This is a genomic window from Burkholderia anthina (genome assembly GCF_001547525.1).
Taxonomy (GTDB): domain Bacteria; phylum Pseudomonadota; class Gammaproteobacteria; order Burkholderiales; family Burkholderiaceae; genus Burkholderia; species Burkholderia semiarida.
This window is the reverse complement of sequence record NZ_CM003769.1, coordinates 642,153-654,608: the sequence shown is the minus strand read 5'-3', so window position 1 is coordinate 654,608 and position 12,456 is coordinate 642,153. Positions and strand designations below refer to the sequence as shown.

Below are 12,456 nucleotides of genomic sequence, written 5' to 3'. Positions count from 1 at the left end.
CGGATACAGTCGTTGAACGGGATGCCGCGCGCATCGGGCAGACACCCGTGCGACGCGGTCGAATCGGCATTCAGGCCGCTTTCCTGGCGGCCTGCGATTCGGGTTCGAGTACGCCCATGACGTCCTCTTCGCGCATCACGAGCAGTTCCTCGCCGTTCACCTTCACGGTCTGGCCTGCGTACTTGCCGAAGAGAACCTGGTCGCCGACCTGGAGCTGCAGCGGGCGCTGCGAGCCGTCCTGGAGCAGCCTGCCGCTGCCGACCGCAATCACTTCACCCTGCTCGGGCCGTTCGGCGGCCGAATCGGGAATCACGATGCCCGAGGCCGTCGTCCGCTGCTGTTCGATTCGCTTGACGATAACCCGGTCGTAGAGGGGACGAATCTGCATTTTCATCTCCTGAGCGATGAGATCACCTGAAAAAGGGAATCCGCCGGCGCCCGCACGCGCAAAGGCTGCGCTGCGCCGGCGTGCCGTCGATTGGCGAAAAGCGAAATAGTGGCGTGGGAAGCGCGCTTCAAGAGGGCGATGAACGCGCATATGTAACAAAATGTTTCATGGCGAAAGCGACGTTCGCGCAACGGTCGGGGTTCCCGCGACGCCCCCGTCACGAGCGTCGACACGGCGTCGACGGTCGGCGCTCCGGGCCACGCGAATCGTCGCGCGACGACGCTTGAAATCCGCGCGTCCCGTCCTATTTTGGTATCGCTCAAGCAGCCGCGGCTTACGCGCTGCGTGTTTCGATTTGTTTGTCAGCGAGACCGCTCGCGGATCGACGAACTGGAGCGCGTGGTCCGGTTCGTCCTCCGTGCGGGGTCCAACCGGGAGCGAATCATGAACGATCCTTTCTTCATCTTCGATCGGCTGCCGGGGGTCGGCCGCCGACCACGACGCGCCGCCCGCATCGTCACCGGTCTGCCGGCCGGCCTGCGGATAGCGCGCAACGGCACCGGTCGCTTCGCGCCGACCGGCGCCCGGATACGTTTGACACGCAAGCCATTCGTGTTGCGCGGCGCGGGCCGACCCGCCGCGATCGGCCGGCCGAAGCCGCCGCGCCGTCGGGTCGCCGCGCCCGGACGCCTGCTGCACCCTGTTTCGTTTTTCCGCGTCACGCTCGCCGGGGGCGGCTCCGCGCGCGACGGGGGGCGGCCATGCTGAGCCCGCACGAATTCGCGACGCTGATGCTGGTGTGCCAGGCGCCGGATCAGCTCGACATGAATCGCGCCGAACTCGATGCGTTGCTCGAACGGCAACTCGTCATGCTCGAGCACGGCGCCCCCGGCCGCCGACGCGCGTATCTGACGAAGAAAGGCCGATCGATTCTCCACGCGCTCGGGGCCGACGTCCATTCGCGCCGGGGCCACGAGCCCGCCGCGCAGCGCGGCGGTCAAGGCGAAACGCCTGTCGCACTATCGGACGAGGCCGGATGATGCGGTGCCCGGATGGCAGACGGGTAGCATGGCGGCGCCCGAACGCGGTTCCGGTCGACACGTGCCGCTCGACACGAGCGGCACGCGATCCGGCAACCGGCCGCCCCCACGCTACTTCGCTCGAAGCAAACCCGCGCTGCCGTTCAGTTCAGCCACGGATCGTGCACCGCTTGCTTCACTCCGCGGCGGAGATCGCGTCCAGACGAAAGCCGCTCTTTACGATCGGCGACGCAATGATCACGTAGCTGAAATACTTTTCGATACCGATATCGCGTTTCACCAGCCCTTCCATCAGGTCGCGGAAGTGGTCGATGTCGCGTGTGACGAACTTGAGCAGATAATCGTAGCCGCCCGTCGCGTGATGGCACTCCATGATCTCGTCGATGTCGCTGATGGCGTCGATAAAACGCACGAAGTCTTCGCGACGATGGTCGGTGAGGGTGACCTTGGCAAACACGATCTGAAACGCGCCGATCTTCTCGATCCGCACCGTTGCGCCGTAGCCCGTAATGAATCCCGCGTTCTCGAGCCGCTTGATGCGCGTCAGGCACGGGCTGGGCGAAAGCCCGACGGCGTCGGCCAGCTCGACGTTGGTCATGCGACCGTGATCCTGCAACTCGGCCAGAATACGCAAGTCCAGCCGGTCAAGTGTGCAATCCGCTTTCATCTCCGCCCTGCGTTCGTTCAGTCGGGGGCCTCCGGACGAGTGCCTGCGCACTCGCGCCAAGACGGATAGTAGCCCACCGGCCGGCGTGACGAAATTACGATCTTGCGTTCTGTCCCCGGCACCCGGCAGCGCGCCGTTTCACACCGCAGAAGCTGCCGTCGATCGCGTCGAAAACGCGTGGAATCTTGTTTTTCTCGCCGCGCAATTCGGCTGAATAGCGCAGTCGCCCCCGTTTAAATTTCACGTATCGACGTTGCCACCGACGCTTGCCCGAAGCGGATCGCGGCAATCCTCCTCACTCAAGAATTCCTCATGGGGATTCGCCACTCATCGAGATTGACGACATGATCGACTTCGAGCCGAAGTTCATAACTTTCGATTGCTACGGCACCCTCGTCAACTTCCGAATGGCCGACACGGCTCGGGAAATCTATGGCGATCGTCTTCGTGGCGACGCCATGGAAAACTTCGTCAAGCTGTTCGCCGCCTATCGTCGCGACGAAGTGCTCGGCGCATGGAAACCGTTTCGCGACGTCGTCGTCAATTCGGTGCGTCGCACGTGCGAGCGCACCGGCGTCGCCTTCGTCGAACGGGAGGCCGAGCAGTTCTATCTGGCCGTGCCATCCTGGGGACCGCATCCGGACGTGCCCGAAGGGCTCGCGCGCCTCGCGAAGAAATACAGGCTGGTCGGTCTGAGCAACGCGGACAACTCGCAGATCATGAGCAACATCGAGAAGCTCGGGGCGCCGTTTCATGCGGTCATCACGGCGGAAGACGCCGGCGCTTACAAACCGCGAATGCAAGGATTCGAATACATGTTCAGGAAGCTCGACGTGCAGCCTCACGAAATCCTGCATGTCTCGTCCAGCCCGCGCTACGACCTGATGACCGCGCACGACCTCGGTATCGTCCACAAGGCCCATGTGCTGCGCGGGCATGAGCCGGAAGCGCCGGAATACGGTTACACGCCCGTCAAAAGCATCATCGAACTGGCCGAGCATCTCGGCCTGTGAGCAAGTCGCACCGCCCCGGCGCCGTCTCCGACGGTTGCCGCGGGCTCGCCTCGCACGTTTCCAATGATGCCGTTCCCCAGGCCGATCGCTCGTCAAAAATGTCCCGCACCAGTGTCGTCCACTTCTCTCGCACGGAGCCGCCGTTGTCCACGTCCCCTGCTTCCGGCGGCACGCACCGCGCTGCTTCGGCTGCCGCCGACACACTGCCGGGCAGCGGCCTGTCGGTGGGCTTCACCCGTCTGGACGAATCGGACGCGGTCGCGATCACACGCCGCATTTATGGCATCGACGGATCGGCCACACGGTTCTCGACCGAGAAGGACGACACCTTTCGCATCGATGCCCGCGACGGCGCGCGGTACGTACTGAAGGTCTCCAATCCGGGCGAGACAGCCGAAGAGCTGGATTTGCAGGTCGCCGCGATGCGGCACGTCGGCGCGGTCGCGCCGCGGTTGCCGGTGCCGCGCGTGATACCCGGTACGGCGGGGCAGCTTGTCGTCCCGCTCGCGTTACCGGCCCATCCGCATCGAACGGCGAGGCTCTACAGCTACCTCGAGGGCATGCCGCTCGACAAGCTGCATGCCGACACGGTCGACCATTACGAGATCGGTGAAGTGCTGGCGCAGTTGCAACGGGCGCTCGCCAGTTTCCGTCATCCAAACGAGCATCGGGTACTGGCGTGGGACGTCAAGCACTTGTCGAGCCTGAAAGGGCTGCAAACCCATATCGCCGACCCGTTGCATCGCTCGCTGATCGAGCAGGCATTCGCCCGCTTCGCGATGATCGAGCCTGCCCTTCGGGGTTGTCGCACGCAGGTCGTACATAACGACTTCAACCGCTCGAACATCGTCGCAAACCCGGGCGGCCCGCAATTCGTCAACGGGATCATCGACTTCGGCGACACCGTGCACACCGCGGTCGCCATCGACGTCGCCACCGCGGTCATGAACCAGTTTCCGCTCGACTTCGACGCCGACGCCCCGCACGACCTGTTCATTCAGGCGCGTGAGCTTCTGCGTGGCTATCTCGTGCATGCTCAGCTGAGTGCCGAAGAACTGGCCTTGATTCCACACCTGGCCATGGCGCGCGTCGCGGCGCGCGCGCTGCTCACTTCATGGCGTGCGATGCTGTTTCCGGAAAACGAAGCGTACATCCTGCGTTTCACTCGTCCCGGATGGGAGCATCTGCGCTGGTTCATGCAGCGCGACCACGAAACCGTTTCGCGTGCGTTGCTCTAGTTTTTCGTTCGCCCGCTCACCTCACCCGCCCTGATCGACCTATGAACACGACATCGACACCGACCACGCCGGCCGAAGCCGCCGATACGAGCAAAGCCCCCGACGCGCTGCGCGGCGACATGCCGAACGGCTTCAATCCGTCGGCGATCTCTCACCTCGACGCCGCCACGCAGGCGCACATCGCTCGCCGGCTGCGGCTGCTCAGCCCGTCGTATCGACTGTTCTACGCCGAGCCGGTGAAGATCGTGCGCGGCGAGAAGGTCTATCTGTACGACGATCGAGGCAACGACTATCTCGATGCCTACAACAACGTCGTCTGCGTCGGGCATGCCAACCCGCGCATCGTCGACGCCATTGCCCGTCAGCTCTCGACGCTCTGCACGCATACCCGCTACATGCAGGAGCCGATCCTCGACTACGCCGAGGCCCTGCGCGCGACGTTCAATACGTCGATTCGCGACGGCCAGATGATGTTCACCTGCACGGGCTCCGAAGCCAACGATCTGGCCATGCGCATCGCGATGCACTACACCGGCAAGACGGGCGTCATCGTGACCAGCGAGGCGTATCACGGCAACTCGCATCTCACCTCGGGCTTTTCGCCGTCGCTGGGTCGCAAGGCGCTGCTCGGCCCCTATGTGCGAACGGTGCCTGCTCCGGATTCCTACCGTGTGCCGCTGCCCGAGATCGGCCGGCGCATGGCCGAGCAAGTCGCGTTGCAGATCGAGGACATCCGCCGCCACGGCGGCGGTCTGGCAGCGTTCATCGCCGACTCGTTCTTCTCGTCGGATGGCGTATTCGCGTACCCGACCGACGTGCTGGCGCCGGTGGCCGAAGTCGTACGCCGCGCGGGCGGCCTGTTCATCGCGGACGAGGTGCAGTCGGGTTTCGGGCGCAGCGGTACGCATATGTGGGGGCACGAGCGTCACGCGGTCGAGCCCGACATCGTCACGCTGGGCAAACCGATGGGCAACGGCTATCCGGTGGCCGGGCTGGTGGTGCGCCCCGAGATCGTCGCGGGATTCGGCCAGGACATGCGCTACTTCAACACGTTCGGCGGCAATTCGGTGGCCATCGCCGCCGCGCAGGCCACGCTCGACGTGCTGCGCGACGAACGGGTGCTGGACAACGTGCAGCGGGTCGGTGCGATCCTGCTGGAGGGGTTGAACGCGCTGGCACGGAAATACGAATGTATCGGCGACGTGCGCGGCACGGGCCTGTATTTCGGCGTCGAAATCGTACGCGACCGCACGAAAAAGGACACCGACATCGCGACCGCACTCGAGATCGTCAATGGCTTGCGCCAGCGTCGCGTGCTGATTTCGGCAACCGGACCGGACGCGAGCGTGCTGAAGATCCGGCCGCCGCTGGTATTTGGCGCCAACGACGCCGACCGTCTGCTGACGGAGCTGGACGCGGTGCTCTCCGCGCTGTAGTCGGTCGTATTCGGCACTCGATGCAGGGGGCCGCTCCGGGCGGCGCATGAAATCGCTCAGGCGCCTGCCTGGCCGTCCGCCACCGGCGAGACATCACGAATCATTTAACTTTGAATCGTGGCGGTGCTGTGAGCAAGTGAGGACCCGCGACGGGCGGCTCAAGTTCTGTGCGAAGCCAGTGAGTCGGGTGTTGAGATGATCCGCAAGCGGACCTTCATCGAGGCGCTATGACTGCCCGGCTGGTGGCATGATAAAGAGGCGTTCGTCCCACACCACGGGTTGAGGATCTGTCACGACGATTCGCGCCGCGTCAGGATGCGCCGGATTCACCAGCACGTTGAATTCTGCCCGGACGACGACTGAAGGGATGATCAGGAGCGCTGTCCTCGATTCGGTCAGCCATGCGTCGCCGAAGTGCCGTGCTACCTGCAGTGCCGCCGCATCCCATGCTCTCGGCAACGTTTCTGCCGTGTGGCGTTCGACGCTGACATCGTCGGGCACAGTTGCTTCCACCCAACCGTGTGTTTTCGGCACCTTCCCGATTCGCGCATGCACGAGTACCTCGAGCATTGCACCTGCGAAGGTCGACGCCGCGTAGATGACGGGCCGCCCCGGACTATTAAAGCGGCCACCGACAAGCATCGCGCCGGTGCCGCTCCAGATCGTGTGTCGCGTATCAGCAATGCGAAACAACTTCATGCCGGCAGCCCGTAGAACAGCTTCCAGAGCAGTTCTTCGACCCGGCGCGCACCGAGTTCGGTCAGCGCGACATCGAGCGGTGCCCGTCCCTCCAGCTCAGGGTGGGGCGTCGACAGAAATTCTCGTGCATCCTCTTCGTCGTTCCAGACGTAGGTGGTCGTCGCGACGATCCGGGCCAGGCGCTCGGTTTTCTCCGATTCGTCTTGCGTCAGCCGATCGCGGCGCCGCTTGTAGGTCGCCTCGGGGATGATGCGTGCAAGCAGTGCGCGGCGGGCGTCGGCACCTTGCGTCGCATGTTCGACGCCGGCACGCAGCGCAGACTTAGGGAGGCCGTCGCGCACGAGCGCCTCTAATTCCGCCAGTGTGTGCGGGACCGGTCGCAGTCCCATGACCGCAGCCACGGCTTCAGGGGTAACGAGTGACATGGCAGCTCCCAATCCGGTATCAGATGATACGTGATTATAGTCCATTTGATACCTGATCGAGGTAAATTCCCCGACGGCGGGTTGAATTGAGGCACTTGAAGCCCAGTGCGACCCTGCTGTAGTGGCCTCTCGCTATGGATTTTGCACGGAGGCATGGTTCGCGCGCCGGCAGCACGCGGACTACGGACACACGGTCAACGGCTCCCGCCTGATCACCCTCCTTTGATATCGCAACTAGGTCCGCCTGCGCCTTCGTACGCAGAGCCTACCCCACATCGCGAACACTAAAAAAACACCAAAAAGTTGCGGCTCGTGGCGGATTTCCGTGGAAATTGGTGGACCACCAATTTCCCGCAAACCCTCGTCAGACGGGGCTTGGACGGATTTCATCGGACCTTCCCGGATCACCCGAAAAACATCACGATTCATTTAACTTTCCGTGAGGACTTCGACACCGGCCGCCGCCTACGATGGGCGCATGTTTTCAGGACCTGCTTCCAGGAGCCCATCATGCCCACCCGCAGACATCTGCTGTTCGCCGGCGCCACCGGCCTCGCCGCGCTCGCGGCGCTGTCGTCCGCCGGCCGCCGCGCGCTGGTAGGCCGCGCGTTCGCCGCGCCGCCGGTCGGCTCGCCGAAGGCCGCCCCGTTCGAGATCACGCACAGCGACGCCGAATGGCATCGCCGCCTCACACCGGCCCAATACACGGTCCTGCGCGAGGCCGGCACCGAGCGGCCATTCACCAGCCCGCTGAACGACGAGCACCGGCACGGCACGTTCGCGTGCGCCGGCTGCGGCCTCGCGCTGTTCTCGTCGGCCACCAAGTTCGACAGCCATACGGGCTGGCCGAGCTTCTGGAAACCGCTCGACCACGCGGTCGGCACCGACACCGACGCGTCGTTCGGGATGGTCCGCACCGAAGTGCACTGCCGCCGCTGCGGCGGCCATCTCGGCCACGTGTTCGACGACGGCCCGGCGCCCACCGGGCTGCGCTACTGCATGAACGGCGTCGCGCTCGTCTTCCACCCGGCCGCCGCCTGATCCGGCCCCATTCCGTCCGACTGGAGAACGCATCATGCTGCTCATCGTCCTTGCCTATCTCGGCGGCGTGCTCACGATCCTGAGCCCGTGCATCCTGCCCGTGCTGCCGTTCGTGTTCGCGCGCGCCGACCAGCCGTTCGTGCGCACCGGCCTGCCGCTGCTCGCCGGCATGGCGCTCACGTTCGCCGTCGTCGCGACGCTCGCCGCCGTCGGCGGCGGCTGGGTCGCGCAGGCCAACCAGGCTGGCCGCTGGATCGCGATCGTGCTGCTCGCGGTGTTCGGCCTGACGCTGCTGATGCCGCATTTCGCGGAACACCTGACGCGCCCGCTCGTCGCCGCCGGCAACCGGCTCACCGGGTTCGCGCAACGCGACGGCCGCCCGGCCGGCCCGGCGTCGTCGCTGCTGCTCGGCGTCGCGACGGGCCTGCTGTGGGCGCCGTGCGCCGGCCCGATCCTCGGCCTCGTGCTGACCGGCGCGGCGCTGCGCGGCGCGAGCGTCGGCACGACGCTGCTGCTCGTCGCGTATGCGGCCGGCGCGGCGACCTCGCTCGGCGTCGCGCTCGTGATCGGCGGCAAGGTGTTCGCCGCGATGAAGCGCTCGCTCGGCGCCGGCGAATGGATCCGGCGCGGGATCGGCGCGACGCTCCTGGCCGGCGTCGGCGCGATCGCGCTCGGCCTCGACACGGGCGCCCTCGCGCAGTTGTCGACCGTCACCACGGGTGGGCTCGAAACGAAGCTCGTCGACCGTCTCGGCGGGCGCGCGAACGGCGCGCCGGCGGCACCGGCCGCGACCGGCGCCACCGACAACGACAACGCGACGAGCGGCGCGATGATGGCCGCGGCAGCCAATGGCGCGCAGACCGGCGGCGGTGCGCCGGCCGGCGGCGCGATGATGCGGACGGCCGGCGCCACCGCGGCCGCACTGCCGGTCGAAGGCACGTTGCCGTCGCTCGACGGCGCGGTGCAGTGGCTGAACTCGCCGCCGCTGACGGCGGCCGGGCTGCGCGGCAAGGTCGTGCTGGTCGATTTCTGGACGTATTCGTGCATCAACTGCCTGCGCACGCTGCCGTACACGACGGCCTGGGCGCGCAAGTACGCGCCGTACGGGCTCGTCGTGATCGGCGTGCACGCGCCGGAGTTCGCGTTCGAGCGCGACATCGGCAACGTCAAGAAGGCCGTGCACGACCTCGGCATCGACTACCCGGTCGCGATCGACAACGGCTATTCGATCTGGCGCGCCTTCGACAACCAATACTGGCCCGCGCACTACTTCATCGATGCGCAAGGGCGGATCCGCCATCACCACTTCGGCGAAGGCGAATACGCGCAATCGGAACGCGCGATCCAGTCGCTGTTGGCCGAAGCCGGCCATCCGGACGCGCTGAACGTGCCGCTCGGGCTCGCCGGCGCGCCCGCGAAGGGCGCGCTCGCGGCGGCCGACAGCGCGGACGTCCGTTCGCCCGAAACCTATGTCGGCTATGCACGCGCGGAGAGCTTCGCGTCGCCGGGCGGCGCCGTGCGCGATGCGACGCACCGTTACGACGCACCGACCCGCCCGGATCTCAACGACTGGGGCCTCGCGGGCACGTGGAACGTCGGCGCCGAGCGTGCGTCGCTCGCCGCGCCGGACGGCCGGATCGTCTACCGCTTCCATGCGCGCGATCTGCACCTCGTGCTCGGCCCGGGCGCGAACGGCCGGCCCGTGCGCTTTCGGGTGACGCTCGACGGTGCGGCGCCCGGTGCCGCGCACGGCGCCGACGTCGACGCGCAGGGCTACGGCACCGTCACCGGCCAGCGTCTGTACCAGCTCGTCCGGCAGCCCGGCGCGATCGCCGACCGCACGTTCGCGATCGAGTTTCTCGATCCGGGCGTCGATGCGTATGCATTCACTTTCGGTTGATCGCGCGCGCCGCCGCCATTCGGCCGCCGTGTTTTCTCATCCACTGAACAGGAGCAAAAGATGAACCCGATCTCCACCCGCGAAGCCGCGGCGCGACGGCGCGCGACCTTGCTGCGCCGCATCGGTGCCGTCGCCGTCGCGGCGGCCGCCGTGTTCGGCTACCAGCGCATCGTCAATTCCGCCGAACCGATGCGCACCGTGCCGGCCCCCACGCTCGACGAAACGCCCGGCGCGTCGCACGACGAGACGGCCGTGCTCGCCGGCGGCTGCTTCTGGGGCGTGCAGGGCGTATTCGAGCACGTGAAAGGCGTGAAGCAGGTCACCGCCGGCTATGCGGGCGGCGCGTCCGAAACCGCGCACTACGCGCTCGTCGGCTCGGGGCTGACGGGGCACGCGGAATCGGTGCGCATCGTCTACGATCCGACGCAGATCACCTACGGCCGGCTGCTGCAGGTGTTCTTCTCGGTCGCGCACGACCCGACCGAGCTGAACCGGCAGGGCCCCGACGAAGGGTCGCAATACCGGTCCGCGATCTTCCCGACCACCGCGCAGCAACGCGCGGTCGCGACCGCGTACATCGCGCAGCTCGGCAGCGCGCATGTGTTTCCGGTGCCCGTGGTCACGCGCGTCGAAGCCTACAAGGGCTTCTATCCGGCCGAGGCCTATCATCAGAACTACCTCGAACTGCATCCTGATGCGCCGTATATCGCATTCAACGACCTGCCGAAGGTCGCCGGGCTGAAGCAGCGCTTCCCGGCGCTGTACCGTGCCGACGCGGTGCTGTGGCGCGAAGCGCGCTCGTGAGCCGCTCGTGAGCCACTCGTGAGCCGCTTGCCGACCCGCGCGGCTGCGTGTGACGCGGCGCCGCCCGCCGCACGGCGGCGCCCCGGGCCGCCATGCATCGGCGGCGGCCGCCTTGCGCCACGTCAACGAATCGGCGAGCCCGATGCCGGGGCAAACCCGCATCGCGTCCGCGGCGGCCGGCAACTTCGCGTAGACTTCTCCTGATCCTCGCCGCATGATGCGGCATCCGGACCAACCGCCCAGCCAGGAGGCGTCACGCATGCGCGCAGTGCCTTTGCCTGACAGCAATACCCTCGAAGAACCGTCCACCGGCGCGCTCGTGCGCGACCTGCGCCGCGTGCCCATTCACCCGGATCACTGGTACCCGCTCGCGTGGTCGCGCGAGCTCAAGCGCGGCAAGACGCTCGGCGTGCGCTTCGCGGGCGACCCGATCGTGCTCGTGCGCACCGAATCGGGCGCCGTGTATGCGCTCGAAGATCGTTGCGCGCACCGCCAGGTGCCGCTGCACGCGGGCGTCGTGAGCGGCGAAACGCTGCGCTGCTGCTATCACGGCTGGACCTACGCGTGCGACAGCGGCCGCTGCGTCGACGTGCCCTACCTCGGCCGCGAGCGCTTGCCCAACGGCGTGCGTGCGTATCCGTGCCGCGAGGCGCACGGGCTGATCTTCGTGTTCCCGGGCGACGCCACGCTCGCCGACGAACGCCCGTTCCCCGCGCTCGAATCGGCGGACCACCCCGCGTACAAGACGCGCCGCTTCGGCCGCGAGGTCAAGTGTCACTACTCGTTCATGCACGAGAACCTGATGGACATGAACCATCAGTTCCTGCATCGCAAGCAGATGGGCCAGATGCGCGCGCGCTCGGTGGGCCGCCGCCGCGGCGACGACTGGGTCGAGGTCGATTACACGTTCGCGCGGATGGAAGGCAAGCAGCCGGTCGGCGAGGCGCTCGTGTTCGGTTCGAGCAAGAAGCCCGGCGACCAGGCCAACAAGAGCGTGATGACGGTGCGCACCGAGTATCCGTACCAGACGCTGCAGATCCGCTCGAGCGAAGGCACGCTCGTGATGGACCTCTGGATCGTCTACGTGCCGCTCGACGCCGAGCAGCGCACCAACCGCACGTTCGGGCTGCTGTCGATCCACAAGCCCGGCATCCCGTTCGCGCTCGATCTCGCGTGGCCGTTGCTCGTGTGGTTCACCGAGCGCATCTTCCGCGAGGATCGCTGGATCGTCGAGCGCGAGCAGGAAGCGCACGACGCCCAAGGCGCCGACTGGAACCACGAGGTGTTTCCGGTCATCAACGAGCTGCGCGACCTGCTGCGCCAGTGCGGCGCGCGCACCGTGATCCCGATCGGCGACGCGCGCGACGGCGCGTGAGGCGACGCATGGTCTCGCCGCGGCGCGCGCACCGTTAAAGCGTGAACGCGCCCGGCAGCAATGCGCGGGCCGTCGTGATCTCGACGGCGCCTTTCAGGTTGGCGAGGATCACCTCGATGTCGGGCTTGCCGATCTCGACGATCACCTGACGGCATGCGCCGCACGGCGCGATCGGGCCGTCGGTGTCGCCGACGACCGCGAGCCGCGCGAAATCCCCCGGCCGATAGCCGGCGGCGATCGCGGCGAACATCGCCGTGCGTTCCGCGCAATTGCACAGGCCGTACGACGCGTTCTCGACGTTGCAGCCGTGGAAAACCGTTCCGTCTTGCGCCAGCAGCGCCGCGCCGACCTTGAAGCGCGAATACGGCGCATACGCACGTTCGCGCGCCGCCTTCGCCTGTTCGATCAGTTCGTCTCGTTCCATCGTGTG

14 protein-coding genes are annotated in these 12,456 nt (G+C 66.7%); 9 read left to right on the top strand and 5 right to left on the bottom strand.

Annotation, left to right across the window (positions count from 1 at the left end; translation table 11 throughout):
- Positions 1–70 precede the first annotated feature (70 nt).
- Entirely contained in the window at positions 71–388 is a 318-nt protein-coding gene (locus WS64_RS19080; RefSeq protein WP_034209415.1) for a co-chaperone GroES, read from the bottom strand.
- A 444-nt stretch (positions 389–832) separates the two neighbouring features.
- Here WS64_RS19080 and WS64_RS19075 point away from each other — a divergent pair, with 444 nt between their 5' ends.
- On the top strand, positions 833–1,156 hold the full coding sequence (locus WS64_RS19075; protein ID WP_060967311.1) for a hypothetical protein: 324 nt from the start codon (positions 833–835) through the stop codon (positions 1,154–1,156).
- A complete protein-coding gene (locus WS64_RS19070) occupies positions 1,150–1,428 on the top strand; it encodes a hypothetical protein (protein ID WP_060967310.1) in 279 nt (92 codons plus the stop codon). The genes WS64_RS19075 and WS64_RS19070 overlap by 7 nt, the downstream gene beginning before the upstream one ends.
- A gap of 175 nt (positions 1,429–1,603) precedes the next feature.
- On the opposite strand, the gene WS64_RS19065 is transcribed toward WS64_RS19070, so the two are convergent.
- A complete protein-coding gene (locus WS64_RS19065) occupies positions 1,604–2,095 on the bottom strand; it encodes an Lrp/AsnC family transcriptional regulator (protein WP_060967309.1) in 492 nt (163 codons plus the stop codon).
- 344 nt (positions 2,096–2,439) lie between these two features.
- Between WS64_RS19065 and WS64_RS19060 the strand changes: the two genes are divergently transcribed.
- The 3 genes from WS64_RS19060 (at position 2,440) to WS64_RS19050 (ending at position 5,782) form a co-directional block, all read left to right on the top strand.
- Positions 2,440–3,108, top strand: coding sequence for a haloacid dehalogenase type II (locus WS64_RS19060; RefSeq protein ID WP_059644914.1), 669 nt, complete (start codon positions 2,440–2,442; stop codon positions 3,106–3,108).
- Complete coding sequence (locus WS64_RS19055; protein ID WP_208606858.1) at positions 3,105–4,346, top strand: phosphotransferase; 1,242 nt, start codon at positions 3,105–3,107, stop codon at positions 4,344–4,346. Before WS64_RS19060 ends, WS64_RS19055 begins: the two co-directional genes overlap by 4 nt.
- 119 nt (positions 4,347–4,465) lie before the next feature.
- A complete protein-coding gene (locus WS64_RS19050; protein ID WP_060967497.1) occupies positions 4,466–5,782 on the top strand; it encodes an aspartate aminotransferase family protein in 1,317 nt (438 codons plus the stop codon).
- A gap of 225 nt (positions 5,783–6,007) precedes the next feature.
- On the opposite strand, the gene WS64_RS19045 is transcribed toward WS64_RS19050, so the two are convergent.
- Positions 6,008–6,481: an RES family NAD+ phosphorylase gene (locus WS64_RS19045; protein WP_059578842.1), complete on the bottom strand. Its 474-nt coding sequence runs from the start codon at positions 6,479–6,481 to the stop codon at positions 6,008–6,010.
- Positions 6,478–6,906, bottom strand: a complete 429-nt coding sequence (locus WS64_RS19040) for an antitoxin Xre/MbcA/ParS toxin-binding domain-containing protein (RefSeq protein WP_059578845.1) — start codon at positions 6,904–6,906, stop codon at positions 6,478–6,480. Before WS64_RS19040 ends, WS64_RS19045 begins: the two co-directional genes overlap by 4 nt.
- 510 nt (positions 6,907–7,416) lie before the next feature.
- Between WS64_RS19040 and msrB the strand changes: the two genes are divergently transcribed.
- From msrB to WS64_RS19020, 4 genes are all read left to right on the top strand, one after another.
- Positions 7,417–7,947, top strand: a complete 531-nt coding sequence (gene msrB / locus WS64_RS19035) for a peptide-methionine (R)-S-oxide reductase MsrB (RefSeq protein WP_060967308.1) — start codon at positions 7,417–7,419, stop codon at positions 7,945–7,947.
- A gap of 34 nt (positions 7,948–7,981) precedes the next feature.
- Positions 7,982–9,847, top strand: coding sequence for a cytochrome c biogenesis protein DipZ (locus WS64_RS19030; RefSeq protein WP_060967307.1), 1,866 nt, complete (start codon positions 7,982–7,984; stop codon positions 9,845–9,847).
- A 60-nt stretch (positions 9,848–9,907) separates the two neighbouring features.
- A complete protein-coding gene (msrA, locus tag WS64_RS19025) occupies positions 9,908–10,651 on the top strand; it encodes a peptide-methionine (S)-S-oxide reductase MsrA (RefSeq protein WP_060967306.1) in 744 nt (247 codons plus the stop codon).
- A 259-nt stretch (positions 10,652–10,910) separates the two neighbouring features.
- A complete protein-coding gene (locus WS64_RS19020) occupies positions 10,911–12,026 on the top strand; it encodes an aromatic ring-hydroxylating oxygenase subunit alpha (protein ID WP_060967496.1) in 1,116 nt (371 codons plus the stop codon).
- Positions 12,027–12,060: 34 nt separating this feature from the next.
- Here the strand turns inward: WS64_RS19020 and WS64_RS19015 are convergent, their stop codons facing one another.
- On the bottom strand, positions 12,061–12,450 hold the full coding sequence (locus WS64_RS19015) for a cytidine deaminase (protein ID WP_059578857.1): 390 nt from the start codon (positions 12,448–12,450) through the stop codon (positions 12,061–12,063).
- Between the last annotated feature and the right edge of the window lie 6 nt (positions 12,451–12,456).

Excerpts from the sequence above, each read along its gene's own strand:
- WS64_RS19060 (WP_059644914.1), top strand. The coding sequence starts at position 2,440 with ATGATCGACTTCGAGCCGAAGTTCATAACTTTCGATTGCTACGGCACC.
- WS64_RS19080 (WP_034209415.1), bottom strand. The coding sequence starts at position 388 with ATGCAGATTCGTCCCCTCTACGACCGGGTTATCGTCAAGCGAATCGAA.
- WS64_RS19030 (WP_060967307.1), top strand. The coding sequence starts at position 7,982 with ATGCTGCTCATCGTCCTTGCCTATCTCGGCGGCGTGCTCACGATCCTG.
- WS64_RS19020 (WP_060967496.1), top strand. The coding sequence starts at position 10,911 with ATGCGCGCAGTGCCTTTGCCTGACAGCAATACCCTCGAAGAACCGTCC.
- msrB (WP_060967308.1), top strand. The coding sequence starts at position 7,417 with ATGCCCACCCGCAGACATCTGCTGTTCGCCGGCGCCACCGGCCTCGCC.
- WS64_RS19040 (WP_059578845.1), bottom strand. The coding sequence starts at position 6,906 with ATGTCACTCGTTACCCCTGAAGCCGTGGCTGCGGTCATGGGACTGCGA.
- WS64_RS19070 (WP_060967310.1), top strand. The coding sequence starts at position 1,150 with ATGCTGAGCCCGCACGAATTCGCGACGCTGATGCTGGTGTGCCAGGCG.
- WS64_RS19065 (WP_060967309.1), bottom strand. The coding sequence starts at position 2,095 with ATGAAAGCGGATTGCACACTTGACCGGCTGGACTTGCGTATTCTGGCC.
- WS64_RS19045 (WP_059578842.1), bottom strand. The coding sequence starts at position 6,481 with ATGAAGTTGTTTCGCATTGCTGATACGCGACACACGATCTGGAGCGGC.
- msrA (WP_060967306.1), top strand. The coding sequence starts at position 9,908 with ATGAACCCGATCTCCACCCGCGAAGCCGCGGCGCGACGGCGCGCGACC.
- WS64_RS19050 (WP_060967497.1), top strand. The coding sequence starts at position 4,466 with ATGCCGAACGGCTTCAATCCGTCGGCGATCTCTCACCTCGACGCCGCC.
- WS64_RS19015 (WP_059578857.1), bottom strand. The coding sequence starts at position 12,450 with ATGGAACGAGACGAACTGATCGAACAGGCGAAGGCGGCGCGCGAACGT.
- WS64_RS19075 (WP_060967311.1), top strand. The coding sequence starts at position 833 with ATGAACGATCCTTTCTTCATCTTCGATCGGCTGCCGGGGGTCGGCCGC.